This is a genomic window from Streptococcus sp. ELY_90 (assembly GCF_058314475.1).
The window spans coordinates 14230-41176 of record NZ_JBZFUJ010000006.1; the positions used below are offsets into that span (position 1 = coordinate 14230).

The window sequence follows — 26947 nt, forward strand, 5'->3', positions numbered from 1 at the left end:
ATAACGCTCAAGGCGCTATTTTAATTGGTACGTACAGGTGTAATCAGCTGAATAAAGTTTTCACTGTCATCGCCCGGTGTCAAAGTAAACGGACGGATCGGTGAAATAAAGCGAATCGTTACGGTTTCGCTCTTAAGCGCTTTAAGTGCTTCAATCAGATAGGTTGGGTTAAAGCTAATGGTTAAATCACTGCCGGAAATCTTTTCAGTATCCAATTCTTCATTAACTTTACCAACTTCAGGAGAGTTAACATGGGCAGTTACTTGATTGTTGTCAATTTCTAATTTTACCGTACCGTTTTGGGTTGCATTGGAAATAAGATGAGCCCGTTCCATGGCGTAGCGCAGCGAATTAGTATTAAAGACAACCTCAGTTTCAAAGTTATTTGCCAATAAACGGTCAGTATCCGGATAATTACCTTCTAAAAGGCGCGTGTAAAAGCTAATAGTCTCGCTTCTGAAGAGAATTTGACTGCTGGAGAAGAAAACTTCTACCGATTCCACATCTTCTGTGAAAACAGCTGAAAACTCACGCAAAGAACGGCTGGGGATGACAACATCGAAATCATCTGTTGAATTGTCCAAAGTCAGTTTACGCTGACTCATGCGGTGAGAGTCTGTAGCCACAGCTTTAAATTCTTTATGATCCGTTAAAACGAGATGGACACCTGTTAAAATCGGACGGCTTTCTTGTGTACTGGCAGCAAATGCTGTTTCTGAGATAATGGTTTTCAACAGCTTTGTTTCCAAAATCAAAGGATTGTTGGTGATAACTTCCTGCAGACGCGGATACTGTTCAACATCTTTTCCTTTAAGAGTAATTTCTGATTTACCACTGTTTAAAACGACTTGATGCTGTTCGATTTCTTCAAAATCTAAGGTGACATCCGGTAAACTTGAAACAATATTAATAAAGAAATTAGCCTCAAGCAGGATTGACCCTGGAGAAGTAATTAACAGTCCTGCATTTTCATCATCAGCTGAAATAGTATTTTCAATAGAAATTTGTCCGTTAGAACCTGTTAAAACAATTGATTGGGAATGAACTTCAATTTTTAAACTGGAAAGAATAGGAATAGCATTTTTAGAACTGATTGCTCGTTTAGTGGCATTTAAAGCTTGCAAGAAGAAGGCTTTATTGATTGAGAATTTTATCATGGAATACTCCTTTATTTTATAAGTATTAAGTTAGTGGTAGTAGTAGGTCTTGTGTATAGTGCGGATAAGTATCAGAATTTGAGGTACTGTCTGGCTTAAGAGTTGTTCACAAGCTGTGGATAAAAAGTTACTTTTACGAGACTTATGCACAGAGCCTATTTTATTTTATTTTTGATGGTCTCTAATTCAATTTTCAGACTGTCATCCTGAGCCAGCATATTTTTTATTTTATTATAAGCATGGAGAACTGTTGAGTGGTCCCGTCCTCCGAATTCTTTTCCGATTTTTGGAAGGCTGTTGTCAGTCATTTCACGCGCCAAATACATGCCGACCTGACGTGCCAGAACAATATTTTGCGTCCGTTTGGTTGATTTAATTTCTTTGACTGTTACGCCGTAGAATTTTCCGACCTGCTTTTGGATTTCTTCAATAGGAATAACAATCATCTTAGGACTGCTGTCTTGCTTTCTGGCTCTGATTGCTTCTGCTGCTACCTCGACGGTTATCACGTCAAGATTTCTGTAATTGGCTACCAGACTGATGTCTTTTAAAGCCCCTTCCAAATCCCGAACATTGGAGTCAAACTGTCCTGCCAGATATTCAATTGTTTCTGATTGGAAACTGTAATTGTATTCTTGAATTTTATTGTTCAAAATGGCGACACGTGTTTCAAAATCAGGCGGTGTAATGTTGACCGTCAGTCCCCATTTAAAGCGTGTAACCAAGCGCTGCTCCAAGTCATTGAGATCATCCGGCGTTCGATCGCTGGTTAGAACAATTTGTTTATTATTGTCGTGAAGAGCATTAAAGGTATTGAAAAATTCTTCTTGTGTGGCAGCCAAACTTTTCTTGGCCAAAGATTGGATATCATCAATCAGCAGCAAATCTAAGTTGCGAAATTTCTGCTTAAGCTCATCCATATTCTGCAGCCTGATGTGGACAACAAATTCGTTTATGAAGTTTTCAGCAGAGATATACTTGATTCGGGCCTTAGGATTATTAGCCAAGACAGCATTGCCAATGGCATTTAGCAGGTGGGTCTTACCTAAACCGGGTCCTCCGTAAATAAAAAGAGGATTGTAGGTTGTTCCCGGAAGGTCTGCCACAGAAACAGAAGCTGTAAAGGCCCAGCGGTTTTCATCACCAATTACAAAATTATCAAAACTGTATTTTGGATTAAGATCGTTTTGCACAATTGGCAGAGGCTGGGCGGACGGTCCGGATACCGCAGTTTGGAAATGTGTGTCCGACTGCAGCTCTTCCTCTTCAGAAACATAGTCAATGGAAATTTCAGTATTGAAAACTTCAAAACCGGCTGTCAGCACAACAGGCTGCAAATTTTTTTCCCAGAACAGCTTTTTCATATCGTCAAGCACAATGGTTGCGGTACTTCCTTCAACTTTTTGCAGTTTAGCATCTGAAACAAAAAAATCAAACGTTGCTTGTTTTAATTGACTTTGTGCAAGTTCTAAGACCCTATTCCAAAAAATTTCTTCATTTTTTGTCATAGTGTGCTCCTATCAAGATTTGTAATAAGAAAATTTTACCACAAAAAGCAAAAGTTTTCCACAGCTGCAAATGAAAAATCCACATAGTGGACAAAAGTTTTCCACAACTTGTGGATAAAGAGATAAAAACTGTTAATTCAGCTATCTGAGCTAGTTTTAGCTGTGGAAAAAAGTGCCAGAAAAAAATGAAAATAAACAGGCTAAAAAAACCTGTTTATTATTCTGTTGAATTCTTCCTCTGAAGAAAAGGAAATTTTCAGCTGCCCCTGATGCTGTTTACTGTAGGAAATAGAAACAGGGAGGCCCAGAAGCTGACTGATTTCCTTTTCCTTTTCTGCAATAAAAATATCTTTTGCTGGTTTTTTCTTTTTTTCTTTCTTTGACAGGTTTTTCAAAGCTTTTTCAAGCTGACGGACACTTAACTGCTGATCAAGGATGCTGCGGAACCACTTATCCTGCAGCTCCTGTTTATCGATGCTTAACAGCAGACGCGCGTGCCCTTGAGAAATTACCCCTTTTTCAAGAGCCTGTTTGATGTCAGACGGCAGATTTAAAAGTCTGACGCTGTTGGTAATATAGGGTCGGGATTTTCCGATTGCCTTGGCGATATCGTCATGGGTCATCTGACTTTTACTGATGAGATTTTGATACGCCTTAGCTTCTTCAATCGGATTAAGATCAGAGCGCTGTAAATTTTCAATAATGGCCTGCTTCATACTGTCTTTATCGGAAATATCTTTGACAATGACAGGAATTTTATTCAAACCAGCCAGTTTCACGGCTTTTAGCCGCCGCTCCCCTGCAATCAAATCATAGCCGAAAATATCTGATTTTCGGACAATTACAGGCTGAATCAGACCGTTTTCTTTGATGGACTGCGCCAGTTCTTCCAGTTCTTTGGTCTTAAAGCGGAGCCGTGGCTGATAAGGATTGGGATTAATATCTTTAGGATCAAGGTATTTTAATTCTTCAGGCATAACTAACTCCATAAAAAAGGGAAGGACAAAATGTGCCTAAGTTCAAAAAAGCAGCTTTTTTGCCCATCCCAGATACAGTTGAAACATATCTTTAGCAGTGAAGATTTATTGTCAAAAGCGGCAACATTTAATCAAAAGGCTTCACAGTCAGTCTTTTAAGTCAGTTTTAGCAGCATTTGCTGCTTGGTGGGATTTGTGCGATTAATTATTTAAATCCTGACTTGTCTTTGTCAGCTGAATATCAACTGTCTTTTTATCTTTGCCGCGGTAGAAGGTAATCTTAATAGTATCACCTTTTTTATGCTTGTAAAGAGTACTTTGAAGATCGCTGATGGAAGCTACTTTTTTGCCGTCAATTTCTGTGATGACATCGTATTTTCTCAGTTTACCGTCAGCCGGCATGCCATTTTGAGTTGAAAGAACAACGATACCGCTGGTAATGTTACTTGGAAGTTTTAAGGACTCTCTGCCGCTGGTAGATGCTTCGCTCAGATTAGCCATTGAAATACCGAGAGCCGGTCTGATAACTTCACCATTTTCTTCTAATTGGTTAATGATGGAAACCACATCGTTTGATGGAATGGCAAAGCCCATTCCTTCAACAGAAACACCGCTGCTTGAATTGCTGCTGGATGCAATTTTACTTGAACTGATACCGATGACCTGCCCTTTGATATTGATCAAAGCTCCGCCGGAATTACCCGGGTTAATAGCCGCATCAGTTTGGATAGCATTGGTTGAGATGGTTTCGCCGTTTTCATTTTGTGTGGTTACTGTTCGGCTGAGGCTGGAGACAATGCCTTCTGTTACCGAATTAGCATAGTCGCTTCCCAGAGGACTGCCGATGGCAATAGCAGGTTCACCGACCTTAATCTTATCTGAATTTGCAAATTTTGCAACAGTGCTGACTTCTTTAGAGGAGATTTTCACAACCGCTAAATCAGAATAGGTATCGGAGCCGACTAATTTCCCGACGACTTTTTTTCCGTTAGCCAGCATGATTTCAAGCTTTTCAGCATCTTTTACGACGTGATTGTTGGTTATCAGGTAGGCTGTATCACCGTCTTTTTTATAGATAACGCCTGATCCCTCACCGTAGACATTTAAACCATCTTCGGATTGATTTTCGTCCTGTGAGTCACCGTAATTATTGTAGTAGCTGGTATCCGTGTCTATTTTTTGGTAATTGATGACCGAAACAATAGCATTTTTAACATCTTTGACAGCTTCAGTGGTGTCAGACTTGGTGTTATAGACGACATTGCTGACAGTTGTTTTTCCGCCGTCAGAAATGGACTTGCTGCCTGATACCCAGTAAAAGACCACTGTTGAGATAATCCCTAAAATAAAACTTAAAAAAATAAGCAGAAAAGGGATAAACCATCTTAGGAAGGTATGGGGTTTTGCATTATTCACTTTTAGGACCTCCGAATTTTCAATAATTAGTCTGGAACAGTCTAAGAAATTTGACTTAATTATACCTTAAAACACTAAAAAAAGAAAGAATCCACAAGTTGTGGAAAACTTTCTGAAAATGTTGATCTCTTTCTGCAAACAGCTGCTTTTTTTAAAAACAGTTTATTTTAAAAACTGTGGATAAGTCTGCTGAAAAAGGTGTTATAATAGAAAATATGAAAGTAAAAATAATAGCAATCGGTAAAATTAAAGAAAAGTATTTAAAAGACGGTATTGCTGAATACAGCAAGCGTTTAAGCCGTTTTACTAAGTTTGAAATACTAGAGCTGCCGGATGAAAAAACACCTGACAATGCCAGTCAGGCGCAGAATCAGCAGATTCTTGAAAAAGAAGGTCAGCGGCTTATGTCTAAAATTTCCAATCGGGATTTTGTCATTGCTTTGGCCATTGAAGGCAAACAGTTCTCATCTGAAGCTTTCAGCAAGGTTTTGTCTGATGCAAAAGTAAAAGGTTACTCCAACCTTACCTTTATTATTGGAGGAAGTCTCGGGCTTTCTAAGGAAATAAAAAACAGAGCTGATCTGCTTGTTAGCTTTGGTCTTATGACCCTGCCTCATCAGCTCATGCGTTTAATACTAACTGAGCAGATTTACCGAGCGTTTATGATTCAGGAAGGAAGTCCTTATCACAAATAGGAGACATGATGACTTATTCTGAAATGTTTAAATTGTTTGAAGAGAATTCTGATTCAGAAAAAGCTGCAAAAATGGCTAACTATCAGAAAGACCATTTTGCATTTTATGGGATTCCAACGCCTTTGCGGCGCCAATTGTCTAAGACATTTTTGAAAGAGAAGTCTTTAGAAGAGGCTGTTGACTGGAAATTTGTTTTTGCAATGTGGCAGGAAGACTGCCGTGAATGCCAATATCTAGCCTGCAATTATCTCCAGATGCCAAAAATCAGGTCAAAATTGATTCTGTCTGATCTAAATAAAATAAAGGAGCTCATTGTCAGCAAATCATGGTGGGATTCTGTGGATAATTTGGATGAAGTTGCCGGAGCTATTGTTAAAAATGATTCTCAAGCTAAAGAAATTATGTTAGAGTGGTCTTTAGCCGATAACTTTTGGCTGCGGAGAGTGGCTATCGATCATCAGCTGACTTTTAAAAAAGCTACTGACGAAAATCTTTTGGCAGTTATCATTGAAAATAATCTGTCGGGTTCTGCCTTTGCCAAAGAATTTTTTATCAACAAGGCTATCGGCTGGGCCTTGCGGGAATATTCAAAAACCAATCCTATTTGGGTTCATCAGTTTATTGAACAACACAAGGAACAAAAGAACCGTTTATCTGTCCGAGAAGCCAGTAAATATCTGTAAGAGCGTTTCACGTGAAACAAAGGGAGAAAGTTTGAAAAATGACAAAAAATTATCAAAATTTTGAAGGATTGAGAGTGGCAATGCTGTTAACTTTTGTCAGCGGCTTTATTGATGCTTATACTTTTATCACTCAAGAAGGGCGCTTTGCCAGCATGCAAACGGGAAATTTGCTGTATATGACAATCAATCTTGCAGAAGGGCATTTAAAAGAAGCCGTTAGTTTTTTGATTCCCATCATCTTTTTTGTTTTAGGTCAGTTTTTCTATTATTTTCTTAGAAAATGGGTGACGCCTAAAGATGTCGGTTGGCATAAGCTAAGCACTTATGTGATGCTGTTTTTGCTGGCAGCAATAGCTGTTGTGAGTCCTTTTTTGCCTTCTATTTTTACGATTGCCGGTTTGGCATTTTTTGCTTCCATTCAGCTGGCAACTTTTAAGCGGGTCAGAGGTTATACTTACACCAATACGATGATGACAGGAAATATAAAAAACGCCGCTTATCTTTTTCTTAAAGGAAGTGTCGAAAAAGATAAGCAGATACTAAGACAGTCGATTTATATCATTACGGTTATTGTTACTTTCATGGCAGGTGTTTTGCTGTCTACTGTTATGTGCCGCTATTTAACTGAAAACAGTCTTTACGTCTTGCTTTTGCCTATGTTGGTACTGGTGTATTTCTTAAATATAGAAAGAAAAGAAAAAGACCTCAAGGACTTGTGAAACTGCTTTTGATGACTAACGTTAAAATACAGCAATAAGAAAAGGATCGGTAGTTGCCCGATCCTGTTTTTGATCCCAGCAGGATTCGAACCTGCGACCGTTCGCTTAGAAGGCGAATGCTCTATCCAGCTGAGCTATGAGACCTCATAACTTCATTATTTTACCAAAAGTTATAGGCTGCTGTCAATCTTTACAAGCATAAGTCTTGTTAGTTTGTCCTGAGTTTTTTTCTGGCAGCATGGAGGGAATATTCTTATAATTTTTTTGAAAAAAAGCTAGACAAATAAAAGATATTTGTTATAATAATAAGAGTGTTATGGTCCGTTGGTCAAGGGGTTAAGACACCGCCTTTTCACGGCGGTAACACGGGTTCGAATCCCGTACGGACTATCCATTCCGGCATAGCTCAGTTGGTAGTAGCGCATGACTGTTAATCATGATGTCGTAGGTTCGAGTCCTACTGCCGGAGTGATAAGACACTAATCCTGCAATTTGTGCAGGGTTTTTTATTTGATGAACTTCAGTCCGTTTAGCGGTCTTTGGTACAAAGCAAATAAACCAGCTGAAGTCAGAGTGTGTGTGACTTGCGATTACGTTACAATTTTTGATATGGACTAAAGGTGTCTGCGCAGATATTATATTAAACGTAAAAAGAGCCTGTAAATGGCTCTCTTTTTAGTATTTTGAGGTTTTAGCGGCTCTGTTGGATTTTTGGCAGTAAAATTGATACAGCATAAAAAGAAGGACGCCAAAGGCAGAAATCAGAATTCCCAGATACAGGCCTTGAGGAAGAAATGTCATGGTCAGTTCGCCTCGGCCTTTTTTAACATTAATTTTCATAAGGCCGTTTTGAGCTTTTTTAATATCCAGTTTTTTCCCGTTCTGTTTTGCTGACCACCCTTTGTCATAAGGGAGAGTATAAATCAGTGAGCTTTTCTTTTTAGCTGTGTAAGATGTAAAAATTTGATTTTTTCGAACTGAAACTTTGGTTGTCGCACTTTTTAATTGTGCTGCTGCTTTTTGGTAGGCTGTTAAATTTAAGGCATAAACCTGCGGTAAATCATAACTGACTGTTTTATTATCAGGAAAACCGACTGTGAAAGTCAGCAGCTCTTCTTTTTTATAATGGCCTAAATTAAACAAATAATAACTGTTATCCGCAATTTGTTTTGTCTTTCTGCCCTTAACGGTTAATAAAATATTTTTTTCGTTTTCACTGCTAAAACTGATATTAGGAAGATTGATATAAAGCTGGCTGTTAGCAGGAACCTTTACAGTATAGTAAACTTTTGCTTGACTTCCCTTTAAATCAGTAACAGCTGTGCGGCCGTTTAAAACCTGACTGTTTTTACTTGAAAGAATGGGAACTTCTGTAAAGAAGGAATCTGTTATTCCTGTCAATTCTTTGACAAATTTTTCCTGATTGGCAAGCGGATCAGAATCTAAATTGACATCCTTGTAAAGGCCGTTTGCCATAAGTGCCAAGGGCAGCTGATAAGAATTTTTGTAAAGACTGTAATGGCTGCCCTTTTGTTTGAGCTTAAATCCGAATTTATGGGGATTTTGTGTGCTGATATTGTAAGCAACTGAGAAAAGGCTGTCCATTAAAATGGTGTTGTTATGGTAGCTGATGAAAGCATGATTGCCTTGGGAGTAATAGCCTAAAGCGTTTAATAATTCGGCAGACAGCGTGTTTTTGACGGATGAAAATTGAGAAATGCTGTTATAGTTGAATTTCATGCCGTCATTTAAAGTCTGGTGAATCAGTTTTTCCAGACGGAAAAAACTAGGTGTTTCTTGGTCAGCTAACTTGACATAATTGTCAACTTCTTTTACATTATCGTCGTAAACCGTTCTGGAAGGAAAGTTCCAGTCATTTTCAATACCTTCGATTTGAAAAAAGCTGTTGAAAGACAGTTCAAAAATAGTAAAGATAAATGTAAAGGAGAAGATTAATTTTTGAGAAGCCCCCTTAGTGAAAAAGAGGAAGAGAACTAAGCCGTACCCAGTCAGAAAAAGGCCTGTCAGAATGAAATGTGCCGGTGTCAAAAAGTCATAGTTCTCCCTAAAAAAGAAAACTCCCGTAAATCCAAAGATCAATAAAATAAAGGCCGGGAAAAAAGCGTTAAAGGTCAGCTGCGCTATTCTGGACAAAGTTTCAGCTGCCATCATGATTATGACAGTGGATAAAATCCAGGAATAACGGTGAAGAAACATGTTGGGAGCATGCATACCCTGCCAGAAAAGATCAAGCGGCTGAAAGAAAAAACCGGCAATGATAAAAATGACAAGAAGCAGATAAGCCAGCTTGACTTGATGCTTAATGGTTTTAACAAAAAAGAAAGTGAGAGCTAAAAGTAGGGGTAATAATCCGGCGTAAACTGTTGGAATAGAGCCATATTTTGTGGTATCGTAACTGCCAACAATATTTTTGGCAAAGAGATCAAAGATCCCCATTTCTGGGGTTAATATGCTAAAATGTTCAGCTGTTTTTTCTCCGTGGCTGCTTAAATCAAGCAGAGCCGGAAGGAGCATAAAAGCGCTGGTAAATGCTGAAAAAACCGAAACCAAAGCAAAATCAGCAAATCTTTTTATTCTTTCCCTGAAATTCCATGATGTCTGGACAAAAAACCAAAGCAATAGAAAAACAGCCGTCATAAACCCAAAAAAGTAATTCTGGATGAACAAGCAGCTTAAGCTAAGAAAATAAAGCGACAGTCCTTTTTTATTAAGTAAGCGATCGAGCCCCAGTAAAATGAGAGGCAGTAAAATGAAAATATCCAGCCAATTATTTAACTCCAGCTGACTGGTGGTAAAACTCATAAGAGCATAGGATACTGACAATATCAGAGTCAAGTATCTGTTTAAATTGGGATAAATCCGGTCAAGACTGTAAAAAGCTGACAAGCCAATCAGGCCGAATTTAATCAAAGTAAAGAGGTAAAAGGCATCGGCCATGTTTTGGACATTAAAAAAATAAGTAAAGGGTGTCAAAAAGCTCCCTAAATAATAGCTCATAAGGGCAAAAACATTAAACCCCAGTCCGCCTTTAAAGGAGTAAAACAGACTGTCAGTTCCATGGAGGATATTGCGAATGAGCGTATCAAAAATGACGTACTGATGAAAGCCGTCACTGGCTAAAAGGGTTGTGTCGCTGCCCCAATAAATGTTTTTTGAAAATAGGACAGTAAACATGATAAAAGCGGGCAGTATAAAACTAATGCTATAAAAAGCAAAGCTTTGTTTATGGTTTCTCAAATAGTTCATCATAATTTTTCTTTGTAAAAAAATAAAAAGCGTTTCCGCTTTTTATTGCCAGAGCTTGGCAACTTTTGCCTGGACTTCTTCATTTTCAAGGAATTCATCATAGGTCTCATCGATACGGTCAATAACACCGTTTTTAGAGATGACAACGATGTGGTTGGCCAATGTTTGAATGAATTCATGGTCGTGGCTGGCAAAGATGATGGATTCTTTAAAATCTTTGAGACCGTCATTGAGGCTTGAGATGGATTCTAAGTCCAAATGGTTGGTAGGATCGTCCAAAATAAGGACATTAGATTTAAGCAGCATGAGCTTGGACAGCATCACGCGCACTTTTTCCCCTCCTGAAAGGACATTGACAGACTTGTTAACCTCATCGCCTGAAAAGAGCATGCGCCCTAAGAAACCGCGAAGAAAGGTATTATCGTCTTCTTCTTTGCCGGCAAACTGCCGCAGCCACTCTAAAATAGATTCGCCGCTTGCGAAATCACTGCTGTTGTCCTTTGGAAGATAAGAGCGGCTTGTCGTAACTCCCCATTTGATTGTGCCTTCGTAGTCAATGTCTCCCATCAGTGCCCGCATAAGTGCTGTTGTCTGAATGTCATTTTGACCGATAACAGCGGTTTTATCTCCCGGATTTAAAATAAAACTGATGTTGTCAAGAATGGTTTCACCGTCAATTTTAACAGAAAGATTTTCGACAGTTAAGAGATCGTTGCCGATTTCGCGTTCTGCTTCAAATTTAATAAACGGGTATTTACGGCTTGAAGGAACGATTTCTTCGAGTTCAATTTTATCCAGCATTTTTTTGCGAGAAGTAGCCTGCTTGGACTTAGAAGCATTGGCTGAAAAGCGAGCAACAAACTCCTGAAGTTCCTTAATCTTCTCTTCTGCCTTAGCATTGCGGTCGGCCTGCAGTTTTGCAGCCAGTTCGCTGGATTCTTTCCAGAAATCATAATTGCCGACATAAAGTTTAATCTTACCGAAATCAAGGTCAGCCATGTGAGTGCAGACTTTATTAAGAAAATGCCGGTCGTGAGAAACAACGATGACTGTATTTTCAAAATCAATAAGAAAATCCTCCAGCCAATTAATGGACTGGATATCAAGACCATTAGTAGGCTCATCAAGCAAGAGAACGTCCGGCTTGCCAAAAAGAGCTTTGGCAAGCAAAACCTTGACCTTATCGCTATTGGTCAGCTCGCTCATATTTTGATAGTGAAGATCCTCAGCAATATTAAGATTTTGCAGCAGCTGAGCTGCTTCGCTTTCTGCTTCCCAGCCTCCCAATTCAGCAAACTGACCTTCTAACTCAGCAGCACGGACACCGTCTTCGTCGGAAAAATCAGCTTTCATGTAAATAGCGTCTTTTTCTTTCATAATGTTATAGAGCTCTTGATTGCCCATGATAACAACATCAATAGCCCGCTCTTCTTCATAGTCAAAATGATTTTGACGAAGAACAGACAAACGCTCATTAGGACCCAGTGCCACATGGCCTGTTGTGGGTTCAATATCACCAGCTAAGATTTTTAAAAAGGTTGATTTTCCGGCCCCGTTAGCCCCGATCAAACCATAAGTATTTCCCGCTGTAAATTTAATATTGACATCATCAAAAAGTTTACGATCGCTGAAACGCAGCGATATATCTGATACAGTTAACAATTTTTCACCTCATCTTTTAATACTACTACATTTTACAGGAAAAGCCCTTATTTTTCAATTAAATCCCTCAGCTGTAAATTTTTGACTGCTGCTTTGTCCTCCTGCTCTTGATAATTATGTTATAATTGAACTAATTGTAATTTAGGAGAATAGAAATGACAAAACCTATTATTTTGACAGGTGACCGTCCGACGGGAAAACTGCATCTGGGGCATTATGTCGGCAGCCTGAAAAACCGTGTTCTTTTGCAAAATGAGGACAAGTACCGCATGTTTGTTTTTTTGGCAGATCAGCAAGCTCTAACCGATCATGCTAAAGAATCTGAAATCATCAAGGAGTCTGTCGGCAATGTTGCCCTTGATTATTTGGCAGTAGGCCTCAATCCGGAAAAGGTGACGATTTTTATTCAGAGTCAAATTCCTGAACTGGCTGAACTGACCATGTACTATATGAACCTGGTATCACTTGCCCGTTTGGAGCGCAATCCGACGGTCAAAACAGAAATTGCTCAAAAAGGTTTTGGTCAATCTATTCCGACAGGTTTTTTGGTCTATCCTATTTCACAGGCCGCTGATATCACAGCTTTCAAGGCTGATTATGTGCCTGTCGGCAATGACCAAAAGCCAATGATTGAGCAGACACGCGAAATCGTCCGTAGTTTTAACCATACTTATAAGTGTGATGTTTTAGTCGAGCCGGAAGGCATTTATCCGGAAAATGAAGCTGCAGGCCGCCTGCCGGGACTTGACGGCAATGCTAAAATGTCCAAATCTCTGGGCAACGGTATTTATCTGTCTGATGATGCGGATACTGTTCGCAAAAAAGTGATGAGCATGTATACGGATCCCAATCATATCCGTGTGGAAGATCCCGGTTCTGTCGAAGGCAATATGGTTTTTCATTACCTTGATGTTTTTGGCAAACCTGAGGATGCCGCTGAAATTGCTGCTATGAAAGAGCATTATCAAAAAGGCGGTCTTGGTGATGTGAAGACCAAACGCTATTTGCTTGATATTTTAGAGCGGGAACTAAAACCTATTCGTGAACGGCGTTTGGAATATGCCAAGGACATGGGCTATGTTTTTGAAATGCTGAAAAAAGGCAGCGAGAAAGCCCGCCAGACAGCTTCAAAAACATTGGACGATGTCAAAAAAGCTATGGGCATCAATTATTTTTAAAAAGTTCCGTATAAAAAAAGCAGAGGAGATGCTGTAAAAATCAGCTTTTTTCATCTGTTTTTTTCTTGGGCAAATTTCCCTGAATTTATTGACAAATGATTTTAGCGTGTTATTATAGTAACAATTAAACTAGCCGACCGGCAAAAATGTATAGAAAAGAGGATTAGATAATGTCAAATTGGGACACTAAATTTTTGAAAAAAGGTTATACCTTCGATGATGTATTGCTTATCCCGGCTGAAAGCCATGTTCTTCCAAATGAAGTTAATCTGCAGACCAGATTGGCTAAAAATTTGACATTAAATATTCCAATTATCACAGCAGCTATGGATACTGTTACTGACAGTAAGATGGCGATTGCTATTGCGCGTGCAGGCGGTCTTGGCGTTATTCACAAGAATATGTCCATTAAAGAGCAGGCTGAGGAAGTTCGGAAGGTAAAACGTTCAGAAAACGGGGTTATTATTGATCCTTTCTTCTTAACGCCTAAGCACAAAGTTTCTGAAGCTGAAGAATTGATGCAGCGCTATCGCATCAGCGGAGTTCCAATCGTAGAAACGCTTGAAAATCGTAAATTAGTCGGTATCATTACAAACCGCGATATGCGCTTTATCTCTGATTATGATACACTGATTTCAGAGCACATGACCAGTGAAAAGCTGGTGACAGCTCCGGTCGGAACAGATCTTGAAACAGCAGAGCGCATCTTGCATGAACATCGTATTGAAAAATTACCTTTGGTTGATGAAACGGGCCGTCTGTCAGGTCTCATTACAATTAAAGATATCGAAAAAGTTATTGAATTTCCAAATGCTGCTAAAGATGAGTTTGGCCGTCTGTTAGTTGCCGGTGCTGTCGGTGTCACTTCTGATACGTTTGAGCGTGCAGAAGCCCTTTTCGAAGCCGGAGCAGATGCCATTGTTATTGATACAGCTCATGGTCATTCTGCCGGAGTTCTTCGGAAAATTGCTGAAATCCGCGATACTTTTCCTGATAAGACTTTAATTGCCGGAAATATTGCTACTGCTGCCGGTGCCAGAGCTCTTTACGATGCCGGTGTTGATGTTGTTAAAGTGGGAATCGGTCCGGGCTCTATCTGTACAACCCGTGTTGTTGCCGGTGTCGGAGTTCCTCAGATTACAGCTGTCTATGATGCTGCCGGTGTTGCGCGTGAGTATGGCAAAACCATTATTGCAGATGGAGGGATTAAATATTCCGGAGATATTGTCAAAGCACTTGCTGCGGGCGGCAATGCTGTTATGCTCGGTTCAATGTTTGCGGGTACTGATGAAGCACCCGGTGAAACAGAGATTTATCAAGGCCGCAAGTTTAAAACTTACCGCGGTATGGGTTCCATTGCAGCAATGAGGAAAGGTTCAAGCGACCGCTACTTCCAAGGTTCTGTCAATGAAGCTAACAAACTTGTCCCGGAAGGTATCGAAGGGCGTGTAGCTTATAAGGGTGCTGCGGCAGATATTGTTTTCCAAATGCTTGGCGGTATCCGATCCGGTATGGGCTATGTAGGGGCTGCTGATTTGCAGGAACTTCGTGAAAATGCCCAGTTTATGGAGATGTCAGGGGCAGGGCTGATTGAAAGCCACCCACACGATGTTCAAATTACAAACGAAGCGCCTAATTATTCTGTACAATAAAGAATCAAAAAAGAAACTGCCGTCATTAAAACAGTTTCTTTTTTGATTTTTCTAAAATTGAAGTCTTCTTTAAGACGGGAATTCGACTGTAGACCATCACTTGACAATAGATTTAATTATAAATGCTTTAAAAACAGTGTTTGTTGACATGCTGTTTACACTTTTTGTAAAGAAAATTGACAGATTTTTTACAAATGTGTTAATCTGTGGAAATTTTTCCCTGACGGATAGTAAAGAGTTTTAAATCCTCAGGAAGCTGCTGAAGGTGCTCAAGGCTGGTTGTGGTGATAAAGGTTTGGACATTTTCCTTAATACCTTCTAAAAGTTTGGTTTGTCTGTGATTGTCAAGTTCACTCATAACATCATCCAGCAAAAGGATAGGGTAGTCTCCGGTGACAGATTTGATGAGTTCGATTTCAGCTAACTTTAGCGATAAAATCAAACTGCGATGCTGTCCCTGGCTGCCAAAACTGGCATTCATATCATTAATAAAAAATGACAAATCATCACGATGAGGTCCCAAACCAGTATTCTTCTTAAAAATGTCTCGCTGACGATTCTTTTGCAGCTGGGACAGGAAATTTTTCTCAATGTCTTTTTTATCATCAAATTTAACGGAAGACAGATAAGAAATGCTTAAATGTTCCTGCTGATTTGAAATGGTAAAATGATGTTTATCGGCTTCTTTGGCCAGATCACGGATAAAATCAAAACGATGCCTGATAACTCTGGCTCCGTAATCCGCCAGCTGTTCATCTAAAACGCCTAAAAAATCGGAATCAACTTTGTCAGCTTTTTTTAGATAGGAATTTCGCTGTTTTAAGACGTGATTATAATTTGATAAATCAGCCAGATAGACAGGTTTAATCTGCCCTAAATCAATATCAATGAACTTTCTCCTAAGGCTGGGAGAGCCTTTTACCAACTGTAAATCTTCCGGCGCAAAAAGAACAACGGTCATCATGCCGATATAATCTGACAGTTTGGATTGCTTCAAATGGTTAATTTTCGTTGTTCTTCCTTTGTCTGACAAGGTGATTTCCAAAGGAATTTTACCATTGATGCGATTGAGTGTTCCTAAAACATGCAGTTCGTTTTCGCCAAAGCGAATCAGCTCCTTGTCTGAGCGTGTCCGGTGGCTGCGTGTCAAAGACAGAAAATAGACAGCTTCTAAAAAGTTTGTCTTTCCTTGGGCGTTCTGACCGACAAAAACATTAAGTTTTGGAGAAAATTCAGCTTCAAGATTCTGGTAATTGCGATAATTTGTCAGTTTAATTTTTTCTATCCACATAGTTAAGTGCCGGGAAATTTAACAGCCCGTTTAGTTTTAGAGACTGTTTTTGGTCCTTTATGCTGATTGGTTTTCTTGTTCTTTTGGCTCAATTCTTTGACGAGAGCTGCCACTCTTTCTTTTTCCGCCAGCTGGCTGAGATGCTCCGCTTTTTCTTCAGGCGAAGGTTCAACAACAGTAATAACAATGTCCGATGCCGGAATAGCAACTTGATCTCCTAAGCGAATCTTTTTTCCGCGGCGGGTCTCTGCCTGGCCGTTAAATAGAACTTGTGTGCTGGCTAAATAAGACTTGACAGCTCCTCCGCTTGAGATAATGCCTAAATTTTTCAAGAGTGCCTGCAGTGTAATATAGTCTCCAAAAAGTTTGTATTCCATAAATTCCTCAACTTTCTCTAAGGATAATTATAGCATAAAATGATATAATTGAACGGAATAACATATTGAAGGAAGTCCCATGAAATTAGCCCAAGATGTACATTTACACTTGATTAAAACGACCAAATTTAAGACTAATCATATTACCTTTCGGTTTTCCGGAGAATTAAACAGCAAAACGTTAGCCCGACGTGTTCTCGTTGCTCAAATGTTAGCCACAGCGAATAATGCCTATCCGACGCCGCAGGCATTCAGAGAAAAATTAGCCGATCTTTACGGAGCTCGCTATTCAACGCAGGTTTCGACGAAAGGACGGGTTCATATTGTTGACATCGATATTTCTTTTGCAGCGGATCAGTTTATACCGGAAGGCGGTTCTGTTTTGGGGGAGATAGTCGCTTTTTTGAGAGAAGCCCTATTCAACCCTTTAGCGTCAGTAGAGCATTATCAGAGTAAGACTTTTGATCTTGAAAAGGCAAACTTAATGAGGTATTTAGAAACTGATAAAGAAGATGCCTTTTACTACAGCCATTTGGAGCTGCAGAAACTTTTTTTCAAAGAAGAAATTATGCAGTATGCAAAGGATGCGACAGCTGATTTAGTGGCTGCTGAAAATTCTTATACTGCCTATCAGGAATTTCAAAAAATGCTCAAGGAAGACCGCATTGATATTTTTGTTTTAGGCAGTTTTGATGACTATCATGTTTTACAGTTGATTGAAGAATTTCCTTTGAGAGATCGGCAAAAAGAATTGACCTTTTTTTATCAGCAGAATTATTCAAAAGTTGTTCAGGAAAAGGTTGAACAAAGAGAAAACCAGCAGTCTATTCTGCAGCTGGGCTACCATTTGCCAATAACCTATGGTGACAGCAATTACTATGCTTTGCTTGTTTTTAATGGCATTTTAGGCGCTTTTCCGCATTCAAAATTGTTTACTGAAATCAGGGAAAAACAAGGCCTGGCCTACAGCATCGGCAGTCATTTTGACAGTTTCAGAGGTTTACTGCAGCTTTACACTGGGATTGACAGCAAAAAAAGGCCCCAGACATTTCAGCTAATCAATAAACAATTTAATGATTTGAAGTTAGGGCGTTTTTCCGGCCATTTATTAAATCAGACCAAGAAAATGCTGATCAGCAACATTCAGCTGTCAGAAGATCATCCTAAAAGTATGATTGAACATAATTACCATTGTCAATTTTTAAAAGAGCGCTGCTTAGAAACAAAAGAATGGATTGACAAGATTGACAAAATCAGTAAAGAAGATGTTGTCAAGGTGGCTAACCTTATTAAACTACAGTCTATCTATTTTTTAGAAGGAGAGTAAATGGCTGCAACGAGATTAAAAAGGCGTAAATTTCCGGATATCGGTGAGGAATTTTACTTCAACCAGCTGGATAATGGCATCACTGTTTTTTTGCTGCCTAAAAAAGATTTCAAAGAAACTTTTGCTCTGATCAGCAGCCAATTTGGTTCAATTGACACAGAGTTTACAGCAGACGGTAAGTCTAAGAAGTATTCAGAAGGTATTGCTCATTTCTTAGAACACCAGCTGTTTGAAATGGAAAACGGTAAAGACGCTTCTTATGAATTTACAAAATTAGGCGCGGACAGCAATGCTTATACAGATTTTAATAAAACAGTCTATTACTTTTCGGCAGCTGACAGGATTAAAGAGAATCTTGCCTTACTGCAAAATTTTACAAGTAAAGTTTCCTTTACAGCTGCGTCAATCGAAAATGAAAAAGATATTATTGCTCAGGAAATTGATATGTATCAGGACGATGCCGATGATTTTTTATACCAAGGTATTTTAGCTAAGCTTTATCCTGAGACACCTCTGGCAAAAGATATCGTTGGCAGTCAAGAGAGTATCGGCAGCTTAACTCAGCATGATCTGGAAGAAAATTTTCACTATTTTTACCATCCTTCCAATCTTGTTCTTTTGGCGGTCGGGTCTTTTGATGTCAAGCAAGTTTACAAGGATATTGTCACTTTTCAAAAAGAGCTGCCTCAGGCGAAAGCACCTCACATTGAACGATCAAATTTAAAACTGCTTCCTGTTGCAACAGCAGGTTCACTGCAAAAAGATATTACACTTCCAAAATTGGCTGTAGGCTTTCGTTTTGATTTTATTGGAAAGAAAACCAAATCTTTATTGAGGGAAAAACTGCTTTTGAAGCTCTTTTTCTCCCTTTTGTTCGGCTGGACTTCTCAGCGCTATCAAAAATGGTATGCAGATGGGAAGATTGATGATTCGTTCGATATGAAAATTGAGGTGTCGGCATCTTACCAATTTGTTGTCATCATGCTTGACACAAAAGAGCCCATTGCCATGTCCAATCAGATCCGTCAGGCAGTCAAAAAATTTGAAGCAGATGAGAATTTATCAGAAAGCCATTTACAAACGCTGCGAAATGAGCTGTATGGTGATTTTATCAGCAGCTTAGATAATGTCGATACACTTGCCAACCAATTTATTAACAACCTGTGGGAAAAAGAAACTTACTTTGATTTTCCAAAAATTTTGCAAACTCTGGAAATAAAGGATGTCATGGAATTTGGGCGAAAGATCATGGCAGACATGCAAGTGACAGATTTTACACTATTTCCAAAATAAGCAGAAAAACAATCTAAAATTTGTTATAATAAACAGGATTAGTAGAGACGGAAAGGACTGAGGTAAATTAAAATGAATAAAATAGGGGATATTTTACGTGATGCACGGGTTGAAAAAAAACTGAGCTTTGATGATGTGGTTGATAAAACAGGCATTGCGCCTCATTACATATTGGCTATGGAGCTCGATCAGCTCAAATTATTACCGGAAGGAAAGACCAACGAGTATTTAGAAAAGTACGCTCAGGTTGTCGGTTTAGATTCGGTTTCTATCATTCACGGCTATCGCAATCAAGAGTCAAATGATGACTTAATTCTTCCTTCTTCAGTAGATGAACCTGCGCTTTCTTCATCTTCAGCAGATACAGCTATTGAAGATGAGGCCAACCTTCAACATGAAAACGACGAAAAGCAGGCAGAAACGCCTCAGGATCTGTCCATTGATTTAGATGTTACTCAAAATATCAGTTTGACAGCAGAAACGCCGCAACTGGCAGATACCGCAGAAGAACCCGAGAAAACCACTGCTGCAGTCGAAAAAATACCATCTCGTCTCAGTAAGTATGATTATGATGAAGAACCCGGCAGACGTTTTCCTTGGGCGCTGATTTTGCTGGTGCTGCTGGCTTTGGCTATTGTCAGCTATGTAGGCTATATTGCTTATAACCAGCTGCATAATGATTCTAATAATACCGAGCTCAGCACATCTTCTAAACAAAAAGATGATACGACCAGTGAATCAACTTCAACGACTGCGCAAAGTCAGACAAACGTTACAACAGATTTCGCAGAAGGCGGCAATAATGTCACTTTGAGCAACACAAACGGCAAGGTAGAAATCACTTTCACCCTGACAGGAGAAGAAGAAAGCTGGGTTTCAGCTACCAATACCGATACCGGAGAATCCGGAACAACGCTGACAGCAGCTGAAAAAACCTATACCGTAACTTTAGCAGAAGGTTCAACAACTTCTATGCTGACAGTTGCCGTGCTTAACGGTGTTGATATAACCATAAACGGTCAAAAACTGGACACGTCTAATCTCATTAATGCCGGTTTGACGAACATTAATGTGGCAGTCCAATAAAGGAGTTTTTAATGACTAAAAAAGAAAATATTCCCAATTTACTAACGCTTATTCGCATTTTACTGATACCGGTTTTCTTGCTTTTAACCTCTGTAACCAGCAGCACAGCCTGGCATATTGTTGCAGCAGTTATCTTTGCAGCAGCAAGTTTGACGGACTATCTGGACGGATACTTGGCTCGTAAATGGAAGGTTGTGACTAATTTTGGTAAATTTGCTGACCCTTTAGCAGATAAGATGCTGGTTATGAGTGCATTCATCATGCTTGTTGGTCTTGATTTAGCACCTGCCTGGGTTTCAGCTGTTATCATCTGCCGCGAATTAGCAGTGACCGGTTTGCGTTTGCTTTTGGTTGAAACAGGCGGGGAAGTCTTGGCTGCTGCTATGCCCGGAAAAATCAAAACAGCAACTCAGATGTTTTCCATCATCTTTTTGCTCTGCCACTTTGAACTCGCAGGAACTGTTTTGCTGTACATCGCTTTGTTTTTCACTCTTTACTCAGGTTACGATTATTTCAGGGGAGCGGGCTTCCTTTTCAAGGATACCTTTAAATAGATAATGGCAGATAAAACGATTGAATTAAAAAACGTTACCTTTCGTTATGATGATCATCAAAAAGAACCGACCTTAAATAATATTTCGTTTCACGTGAAACATGGAGAATGGTTAGCTATTATCGGCCATAATGGCAGCGGCAAATCAACAGCTGTTCGTTTGATTGACGGACTTTTGGAAGCTGAATCCGGACAAATTTTCATAGAGGGCGAAGAGCTGTCAGACAGCAATATTTGGGATATTCGCCATAAGATTGGCATGGTTTTTCAAAATCCGGACAACCAATTTGTTGGTGCCACTGTTGAAGATGATGTTGCTTTTGGACTGGAAAATCAAGGTGTGCCTCTGAAAGAAATGCAAGAACGTGTCAGAGAAGCGTTAAGTCTTGTCGGCATGCTTGATTTTAAGACACGAGAGCCTGCCAGACTATCAGGAGGCCAAAAACAAAGAGTGGCTATTGCCGGTGCAGTAGCTATGCGGCCGAGTATCATTATTTTGGATGAGGCAACCAGCATGCTGGATCCGGAAGGCCGTCTGGAATTGATTAAGATTATTCAAAAAATTCGTGATGACTACGGCATGACGGTAATATCCATTACTCATGATTTAGACGAGGTTGCTTTGAGTGACCGGGTTTTGGTGATGAAGAAAGGTCAGATAGAATCCAGTTCAACCCCGCGAGAATTATTTTCCAGAGGAGATGAGCTGCTGAGTTTAGGGCTTGATATTCCTTTCACCTCAACGATTATTAAAGCTCTTGAGCAAATAGGTTTTACATTTAATGAAGATTATTTGCTAGAAAAGGAATTAGAAGAAAAGTTATGGGCATTATTCTCCAAAAAGTAAGTTATACTTATCAAGCGGGAACCCCTTTTGAAGGGCGTGCCCTTTTCGATGTTGATTTGGAAATTAAAGATGGCAGTTTTACGGCTTTTATTGGCCATACAGGCAGCGGTAAATCGACTATTATGCAGCTTTTAAACGGGCTTAATACACCGACTGAGGGAACTGTTTATGTTGATGATGTGGCCATCAAGCCCGACTCAAAAAATAAGGATATCAAAAGTATTCGTAAAAAGGTTGGTTTGGTCTTTCAATTTCCGGAAAGTCAGCTTTTTGATGAAACAGTTTTAAAAGACGTTGCTTTTGGGCCGCAAAATTTCGGTATTTCTCAGGAAAATGCTGAAAAAACAGCCCGTGAAAAATTGGCTTTAGTTGGTATTGATGAAGATTTATTTGAAAAAAATCCTTTTGAATTATCCGGCGGTCAGATGCGCAGGGTAGCTATTGCAGGTATTTTGGCTATGGAGCCGAATATTTTAGTCTTAGACGAGCCTACGGCAGGGCTTGATCCCAAGGGTCGGCGTGAGCTGATGAATTTGTTTGAAGAGCTTCACCGGCAAGGGATGACTATCGTATTAGTCACTCACTTAATGGATGATGTGTCTAACCACGCAGATTGGGTTTATGTTTTGGAAAAAGGGATGATTGTTCTGTCGGGCAGTCCTAAATCCGTTTTTCAGGAAATTGACTTTTTAGAAAGCAAGCAATTAGGGGTTCCTAAAATTACTCAGTTCGCTGCCAATTTAAGAGAAAAGGGAATGGCTTTTGATTCTTTACCCATCACCCTAGAAGAATTTGTGGAGGCTGTTAAGAATGAATAATCTTATCCTTGGCCGCTATATTCCGGGTGATTCTTTCGTTCATCGCCTGGATCCGAGAAGCAAGCTGCTGTCAATGTTTATTTTCATTATTATTGTTTTTTGGGCCAATAATGCCATCACCAACCTCTTGATGTTCGTCTTTACAATGGTTTTAGTCGTGCTGTCTCGCATCAAAATCAGCTTTTTTCTAAAAGGATTGAAGCCGATGATAGGACTGATTCTGTTTACGACTTTATTTCAGGTTCTGTTCACTCAAACAGGAGAAGTCTTGGTTCAATTGTGGATTATCAAAATCACTGATTATGGTCTGGGGCAGGCAGCGCTGATTTTTATGCGCTTTGTGCTGATTATCATATTTTCTACGCTTTTGACCCTGACAACAACTCCTCTTAGTTTGGCGGATGCAGTAGAATCTCTGCTGAAACCTTTAGAACCTTTAAAAGTTCCTGTGCACGAGATTGGTTTGATGCTGTCATTGAGTCTGCGCTTTGTACCGACACTGATGGATGACACAACGCGTATCATGAATGCTCAAAAAGCGCGCGGTGTTGACTTCGGGGAAGGAAATCTGATTCAAAAAGTAAAGTCTATCATTCCTATTTTAATCCCCCTCTTTGCTTCCAGCTTTAAAAGAGCTGATGCTTTAGCGACAGCAATGGAGGCACGCGGCTATCAAGGCGGATCGGGCCGCAGTAAATATCGATTGTTAAGATGGACCTATAAAGACAGCCTGGCCATTATTGGTATCTGCTGTCTGGGTTTAATATTATTTTTATTAAAAAAATAAGAAAAACGTTTGACTGATGCGGAAAGGTATAATGATTTAACAAAGGTTGAATAGTTGCCAACAAAGCAAAAGAAGGCGTTTTCTTTTTTTAATTAAAATCTAATTGTAATATATTTAACCTTACTCTAAAAAGCAAGTAATATATCTACTGTATGATGGGTAATATAACGCTAAAAGGAGTAAGTTATGTCATTAAAAAATATTTTAGAAAATAAAAGTAAAACAGTAAAAACCGGCTTTGCAGGACTTGCCACAGCTGCCAGTCTAATCTTGCCTATTGCAGCGCATGCAGAAAGCTATACCGTAAAATCAGGAGACACTTTGTCAGGGATAGCTTCAGCTCATGGAACAACAGTCAAAAAGCTTGCTAAATTGAATAAGATTAAAGATGTCCATCTTATTTATGTTGATCAGGTTTTAGAGCTAGATGAGAAAGAAACATCCGCACAAGCGCCTCAAGCATCAGAAGCACCAGCACCGGCTGCTTCAGAAGAAACATCTGCGCCGGCAGTTTCTGAAACGACTCAAGCCCCTGAAACTACGACAGCTGTGCCTGCTGCCCCTGCTGAATCGCAGACAAGTGAGGCCACAACAGTGGCACCTGCAGAAACACAAGTGAGCGAAGCGACGACAGCAGCTTCTTCGCAAGCCGCCTCTCAAACTACTGAAGTGACGACAGCAGCCCCTGCAGAAACACAGACAAGTGAGGCCACAACAGCGGCATCTGCAGAAACACAAGTGAGCGAAGCGACAACAGCAGCTTCATCACAAGCCCCTCAAACCACTGAAGCGACGGCAGCCGCCCCTGCTGAATCGCAGACAAAAGAATCAACATCATCGGCTTCAACAACCGGCAGCAGTTTGAGTGCATCAGATGCAGCAGCGAAAGAATTTATTGCTCAAAAAGAATCAGGAGGCAGCTACAGCGCCCAAAACGGGCAGTATTACGGCCGTTATCAGTTGAGCAGCTCTTATTTGAATGGCGACTTGTCAGCTGAAAACCAAGAACGCGTGGCAGATGCATATGTTACCAGCCGCTATGGTTCATGGACAGCAGCTCAGGCCTTCTGGAATGCTAATGGTTGGTATTAATTTTAAATAGATGTCTAAAATGCTCAAAATTTCAATAGTTTTGGGCATTTTTTATTTACTTTAAATCTAATTGTAATATTTTTAATATAAAAATAAAGCTAAAGTAACAATTAACCTATATGATAGAGAACGAGATAATGAAAGGAAACAAATTTTTTATGTACAGTAGAGTCAAAAAATCGAAATTCAAAAAAGTTGTTAAAAGCCAATTTTTAGTTTTACCTTTTTTTGTAGGATTTGCGACCCTTTTTACAGGAGAATCTGTAAATACAGAAGCACATATTAAGAAATCAGAATCTGTTCTCGCTCAAGCTGCAGTGGTGGAGCCTCAAAATACTGAACAAACTCAGGTTCAGACTGTTGCGGCACCTGCAGAAACTCAGCCTGCTGCTGAGGAAGTTTCTTCTGCAGAGACTGTGACAGAAACAGCGGCACCAGATGCAGCAGCTGTTCAAAATACAACCAATGCAGCAGCTTATGACACTGCCTATGCTTCACAGCAAGCTCAAGCATCCAACGCCTCCAATACAGTTTCTAACGGCAGCCTTGCTAATGGCAATACTGCAGGGGCAACTGGGTCAGACGCAGCGGCAAAAATGGCATCAGCCACCGGTGTTCCGCAGTCAACTTGGGAATACATTATTGCCCGTGAATCAAACGGCCAGGTAAATGCGGCTAATGGTTCAGGAGCTTCAGGACTGTTCCAAACGATGCCTGGCTGGGGCTCTACAGCAACCGTTCAGGATCAAATTAATTCTGCCATTAATGCATATAATGCTCAGGGCTTATCAGCTTGGGGCATGTAGATTTTAATTTTTAGTAAACAGAAAAGTCATTAGTGAACTGATGGCTTTTTTAGTGTTTTATACAGCTGTTCATGATGGCCTTTAAAGGATTAGAAACAGGTATAAATATTACTTGACAATATATTGACAGGAATTAAGCCTTGCTAAAGTTGTTTTTACAAGATATTGGTCTTAATGTATTGACAGGACTGTCAATTTCCTTAGTTGGCTAAATCTACAGGAGAAAGAGTTTTTCTTGAAATTATCTGCTGGTTATTAGGGCCTGTTTTGTGATATAATATGTTTTGCGCCCAGGCGCTTCAAAATCGACCTTCAAATCGACTTTTGAAAACTAGACCCTTCAAGTCTATGTTAGAAAAATTGACTATTAGCGAAGCTTCAAAAATAATAGCGGCCGAAAGATCAGTATTTTCTGTCAGCGTTCTATTTTTATCGAGTATTTTAGCTAATATATCTTAAAATTTGATGGGAGGATTATCTATGAATGATAATTCAAAAACACGTGTTGTTGTCGGCATGAGCGGCGGCGTTGATTCATCAGTGACAGCTCTTCTTTTGAAGCAGCAAGGTTACGATGTTATCGGTGTTTTCATGAAAAACTGGGACGACACAGATGAGTTCGGTGTCTGTACAGCTACTGAAGATTATAAAGATGTAGCTGCAGTAGCTGATCAGATTGGTATACCTTATTACTCTGTCAACTTTGAAAAAGAGTACTGGGATCGCGTTTTTGAGTATTTCTTAGCAGAATATCGTGCAGGACGTACGCCAAATCCAGATGTCATGTGCAATAAGGAAATCAAGTTTAAAGCTTTTCTGGACTACGCTCTGACCCTCGGTGCTGATTATGTAGCAACAGGGCACTATGCTCAGGTCGAACGCGATGAAAACGGCCTTGTTCACATGCTTCGCGGCGCTGACAATAACAAGGATCAAACCTATTTTTTGAGTCAGCTGTCACAGGAACAGCTTCAAAAAGTGATGTTTCCGCTGGGACACCTTGAAAAACCGGAAGTGCGTAAAATTGCAGAAGAAGCAGGCCTTGCTACGGCAAAGAAAAAGGACTCTACTGGGATTTGTTTTATCGGTGAAAAGAATTTTAAAGAATTTTTGAGCAACTACCTGCCAGCTCAAAAGGGCCGCATGATGACTGTTGATGGACATGATATGGGAGAGCATGCCGGACTTATGTATTATACTATCGGTCAGCGCGGCGGTCTGGGTATTGGCGGTCAGCGCGGCGGCGATAACGCTCCTTGGTTTGTTGTCGGCAAAGATTTGAGTCAAAATATCCTCTATGTTGGACAAGGCTTTTACCATGAATCGCTTATGTCAACCAGCTTGACAGCTAGTGAAATTCATTTTACGCGGGATATGCCTGAAGAGTTTACAATGGAGTGCACGGCAAAGTTTCGTTACCGTCAACCTGACAGTAAAGTAACTGTCAAGGTATCAGGTGACAAAGCAGAGGTTGTCTTTGCTGAACCTCAGCGTGCTATTACACCGGGTCAAGCAGTTGTCTTCTATGATGGAGATGAATGTCTTGGCGGCGGTCTCATTGACAATGCTTATCAAGAAGAGAAGGTTTGTCAGTATATTTAACTTGACAGTTTTGTCAACGATCTTTTAATAACAGGTTTAAGGGATTATTGACAAATTGTCCTAAAGTGTTAAAATAATTCTAACAATAATCATGATGGTCAAAGCTCATGAGAATTGTGCGTCTTTTGACGTACAATTTTCGAGGGTTTTGGCT

23 protein-coding genes and 3 tRNA genes are annotated in these 26947 nt (G+C 39.8%); 17 read left to right on the forward strand and 9 right to left on the reverse strand.

What is annotated here, in order from left to right; translation table 11 throughout:
• Window positions 1–20: 20 nt before the first annotated feature.
• The 4 genes from dnaN to AC4HAF_RS04955 all read right to left on the reverse strand — a co-directional run bounded on the left by dnaN (window position 21) and on the right by AC4HAF_RS04955 (window position 5058).
• Window positions 21–1157, reverse strand: a complete 1137-nt coding sequence (dnaN, locus tag AC4HAF_RS04940; RefSeq protein WP_491096901.1) for a DNA polymerase III subunit beta — start codon at window positions 1155–1157, stop codon at window positions 21–23.
• A 155-nt stretch (window positions 1158–1312) separates the two neighbouring features.
• Window positions 1313–2665, reverse strand: coding sequence for a chromosomal replication initiator protein DnaA (gene dnaA / locus AC4HAF_RS04945; protein WP_491096902.1), 1353 nt, complete (start codon window positions 2663–2665; stop codon window positions 1313–1315).
• Window positions 2666–2865: 200 nt separating this feature from the next.
• Window positions 2866–3642 (reverse strand): ParB/RepB/Spo0J family partition protein, encoded by a 777-nt coding sequence (locus AC4HAF_RS04950; protein WP_491096903.1) that lies wholly within the window; start codon window positions 3640–3642, stop codon window positions 2866–2868.
• A gap of 201 nt (window positions 3643–3843) precedes the next feature.
• Window positions 3844–5058, reverse strand: coding sequence for a S1C family serine protease (locus tag AC4HAF_RS04955; protein WP_491091931.1), 1215 nt, complete (start codon window positions 5056–5058; stop codon window positions 3844–3846).
• Between the two features lie 215 nt (window positions 5059–5273).
• Here AC4HAF_RS04955 and rlmH point away from each other — a divergent pair, with 215 nt between their 5' ends.
• The 3 genes from rlmH to AC4HAF_RS04970 are packed head-to-tail and all read left to right on the forward strand — an operon-like array spanning window position 5274 to window position 7155.
• Window positions 5274–5753, forward strand: coding sequence for a 23S rRNA (pseudouridine(1915)-N(3))-methyltransferase RlmH (gene rlmH / locus AC4HAF_RS04960; protein ID WP_491091930.1), 480 nt, complete (start codon window positions 5274–5276; stop codon window positions 5751–5753).
• 8 nt (window positions 5754–5761) lie between these two features.
• On the forward strand, window positions 5762–6436 hold the full coding sequence (locus tag AC4HAF_RS04965) for a DNA alkylation repair protein (RefSeq protein WP_491096980.1): 675 nt from the start codon (window positions 5762–5764) through the stop codon (window positions 6434–6436).
• 38 nt (window positions 6437–6474) lie between these two features.
• Window positions 6475–7155, forward strand: coding sequence for a YoaK family protein (locus AC4HAF_RS04970; RefSeq protein WP_491091929.1), 681 nt, complete (start codon window positions 6475–6477; stop codon window positions 7153–7155).
• 70 nt (window positions 7156–7225) lie between these two features.
• On the opposite strand, the gene AC4HAF_RS04975 is transcribed toward AC4HAF_RS04970, so the two are convergent.
• Window positions 7226–7299: transfer RNA gene (locus AC4HAF_RS04975), tRNA-Arg, on the reverse strand.
• A 174-nt stretch (window positions 7300–7473) separates the two neighbouring features.
• Here AC4HAF_RS04975 and AC4HAF_RS04980 point away from each other — a divergent pair.
• Both AC4HAF_RS04980 and AC4HAF_RS04985 read left to right on the forward strand, forming a co-directional pair.
• A tRNA-Glu gene (locus AC4HAF_RS04980) sits at window positions 7474–7545 on the forward strand.
• A gap of 5 nt (window positions 7546–7550) precedes the next feature.
• Window positions 7551–7624, forward strand: a tRNA-Asn gene (locus tag AC4HAF_RS04985).
• 206 nt (window positions 7625–7830) lie between these two features.
• On the opposite strand, the gene AC4HAF_RS04990 is transcribed toward AC4HAF_RS04985, so the two are convergent.
• Both AC4HAF_RS04990 and AC4HAF_RS04995 read right to left on the reverse strand, forming a co-directional pair.
• Entirely contained in the window at window positions 7831–10425 is a 2595-nt protein-coding gene (locus AC4HAF_RS04990) for a YfhO family protein (RefSeq protein WP_491096904.1), read from the reverse strand.
• 39 nt (window positions 10426–10464) lie between these two features.
• Window positions 10465–12084 carry an ATP-binding cassette domain-containing protein gene (locus tag AC4HAF_RS04995; protein ID WP_491096905.1) on the reverse strand — a complete coding sequence of 540 codons (1620 nt, stop codon included), beginning with the start codon at window positions 12082–12084 and terminating at the stop codon, window positions 10465–10467.
• A gap of 155 nt (window positions 12085–12239) precedes the next feature.
• On the opposite strand from AC4HAF_RS04995, the gene trpS reads away from it, so the two are divergent.
• Both trpS and guaB read left to right on the forward strand, forming a co-directional pair.
• A complete protein-coding gene (trpS, locus tag AC4HAF_RS05000) occupies window positions 12240–13262 on the forward strand; it encodes a tryptophan--tRNA ligase (protein ID WP_491096906.1) in 1023 nt (340 codons plus the stop codon).
• Window positions 13263–13432: 170 nt separating this feature from the next.
• Window positions 13433–14914 (forward strand): IMP dehydrogenase, encoded by a 1482-nt coding sequence (gene guaB / locus AC4HAF_RS05005; protein ID WP_491096907.1) that lies wholly within the window; start codon window positions 13433–13435, stop codon window positions 14912–14914.
• 199 nt (window positions 14915–15113) lie between these two features.
• On the opposite strand, the gene recF is transcribed toward guaB, so the two are convergent.
• Both recF and yaaA read right to left on the reverse strand, forming a co-directional pair.
• On the reverse strand, window positions 15114–16205 hold the full coding sequence (recF, locus tag AC4HAF_RS05010; protein WP_491096908.1) for a DNA replication/repair protein RecF: 1092 nt from the start codon (window positions 16203–16205) through the stop codon (window positions 15114–15116).
• A gap of 2 nt (window positions 16206–16207) precedes the next feature.
• Window positions 16208–16582 carry a S4 domain-containing protein YaaA gene (gene yaaA / locus AC4HAF_RS05015; RefSeq protein ID WP_491096909.1) on the reverse strand — a complete coding sequence of 125 codons (375 nt, stop codon included), beginning with the start codon at window positions 16580–16582 and terminating at the stop codon, window positions 16208–16210.
• A 79-nt stretch (window positions 16583–16661) separates the two neighbouring features.
• On the opposite strand from yaaA, the gene yfmF reads away from it, so the two are divergent.
• The 10 genes from yfmF (at window position 16662) to mnmA (ending at window position 26793) form a co-directional block, all read left to right on the forward strand.
• On the forward strand, window positions 16662–17909 hold the full coding sequence (yfmF, locus tag AC4HAF_RS05020) for an EF-P 5-aminopentanol modification-associated protein YfmF (protein ID WP_491096910.1): 1248 nt from the start codon (window positions 16662–16664) through the stop codon (window positions 17907–17909).
• Window positions 17910–19202 carry an EF-P 5-aminopentanol modification-associated protein YfmH gene (gene yfmH / locus AC4HAF_RS05025; RefSeq protein WP_491096911.1) on the forward strand — a complete coding sequence of 431 codons (1293 nt, stop codon included), beginning with the start codon at window positions 17910–17912 and terminating at the stop codon, window positions 19200–19202.
• 72 nt (window positions 19203–19274) lie between these two features.
• Window positions 19275–20288, forward strand: coding sequence for a helix-turn-helix domain-containing protein (locus AC4HAF_RS05030; RefSeq protein WP_491096912.1), 1014 nt, complete (start codon window positions 19275–19277; stop codon window positions 20286–20288).
• Window positions 20289–20299: 11 nt separating this feature from the next.
• Window positions 20300–20842 carry a CDP-diacylglycerol--glycerol-3-phosphate 3-phosphatidyltransferase gene (gene pgsA / locus AC4HAF_RS05035; RefSeq protein WP_491096913.1) on the forward strand — a complete coding sequence of 181 codons (543 nt, stop codon included), beginning with the start codon at window positions 20300–20302 and terminating at the stop codon, window positions 20840–20842.
• Window positions 20843–20845: 3 nt separating this feature from the next.
• The gene (locus AC4HAF_RS05040) at window positions 20846–21688 is read left to right on the forward strand and encodes an energy-coupling factor ABC transporter ATP-binding protein (RefSeq protein ID WP_491096914.1); all 843 of its coding nucleotides are present in this window, start codon (window positions 20846–20848) and stop codon (window positions 21686–21688) included.
• Window positions 21664–22506, forward strand: coding sequence for an energy-coupling factor transporter ATPase (locus tag AC4HAF_RS05045; protein ID WP_491096915.1), 843 nt, complete (start codon window positions 21664–21666; stop codon window positions 22504–22506). Before AC4HAF_RS05040 ends, AC4HAF_RS05045 begins: the two co-directional genes overlap by 25 nt.
• Window positions 22499–23293, forward strand: a complete 795-nt coding sequence (locus tag AC4HAF_RS05050) for an energy-coupling factor transporter transmembrane component T family protein (protein ID WP_491096916.1) — start codon at window positions 22499–22501, stop codon at window positions 23291–23293. Before AC4HAF_RS05045 ends, AC4HAF_RS05050 begins: the two co-directional genes overlap by 8 nt.
• Before the next feature lie 186 nt (window positions 23294–23479).
• Complete coding sequence (gene apf, locus AC4HAF_RS05055; protein WP_491096917.1) at window positions 23480–24385, forward strand: aggregation-promoting factor; 906 nt, start codon at window positions 23480–23482, stop codon at window positions 24383–24385.
• A gap of 158 nt (window positions 24386–24543) precedes the next feature.
• Window positions 24544–25191 carry a transglycosylase SLT domain-containing protein gene (locus AC4HAF_RS05060; protein WP_491096918.1) on the forward strand — a complete coding sequence of 216 codons (648 nt, stop codon included), beginning with the start codon at window positions 24544–24546 and terminating at the stop codon, window positions 25189–25191.
• Window positions 25192–25671: 480 nt separating this feature from the next.
• Window positions 25672–26793: a tRNA 2-thiouridine(34) synthase MnmA gene (gene mnmA / locus AC4HAF_RS05065; protein ID WP_491096919.1), complete on the forward strand. Its 1122-nt coding sequence runs from the start codon at window positions 25672–25674 to the stop codon at window positions 26791–26793.
• Window positions 26794–26947 lie beyond the last annotated feature (154 nt).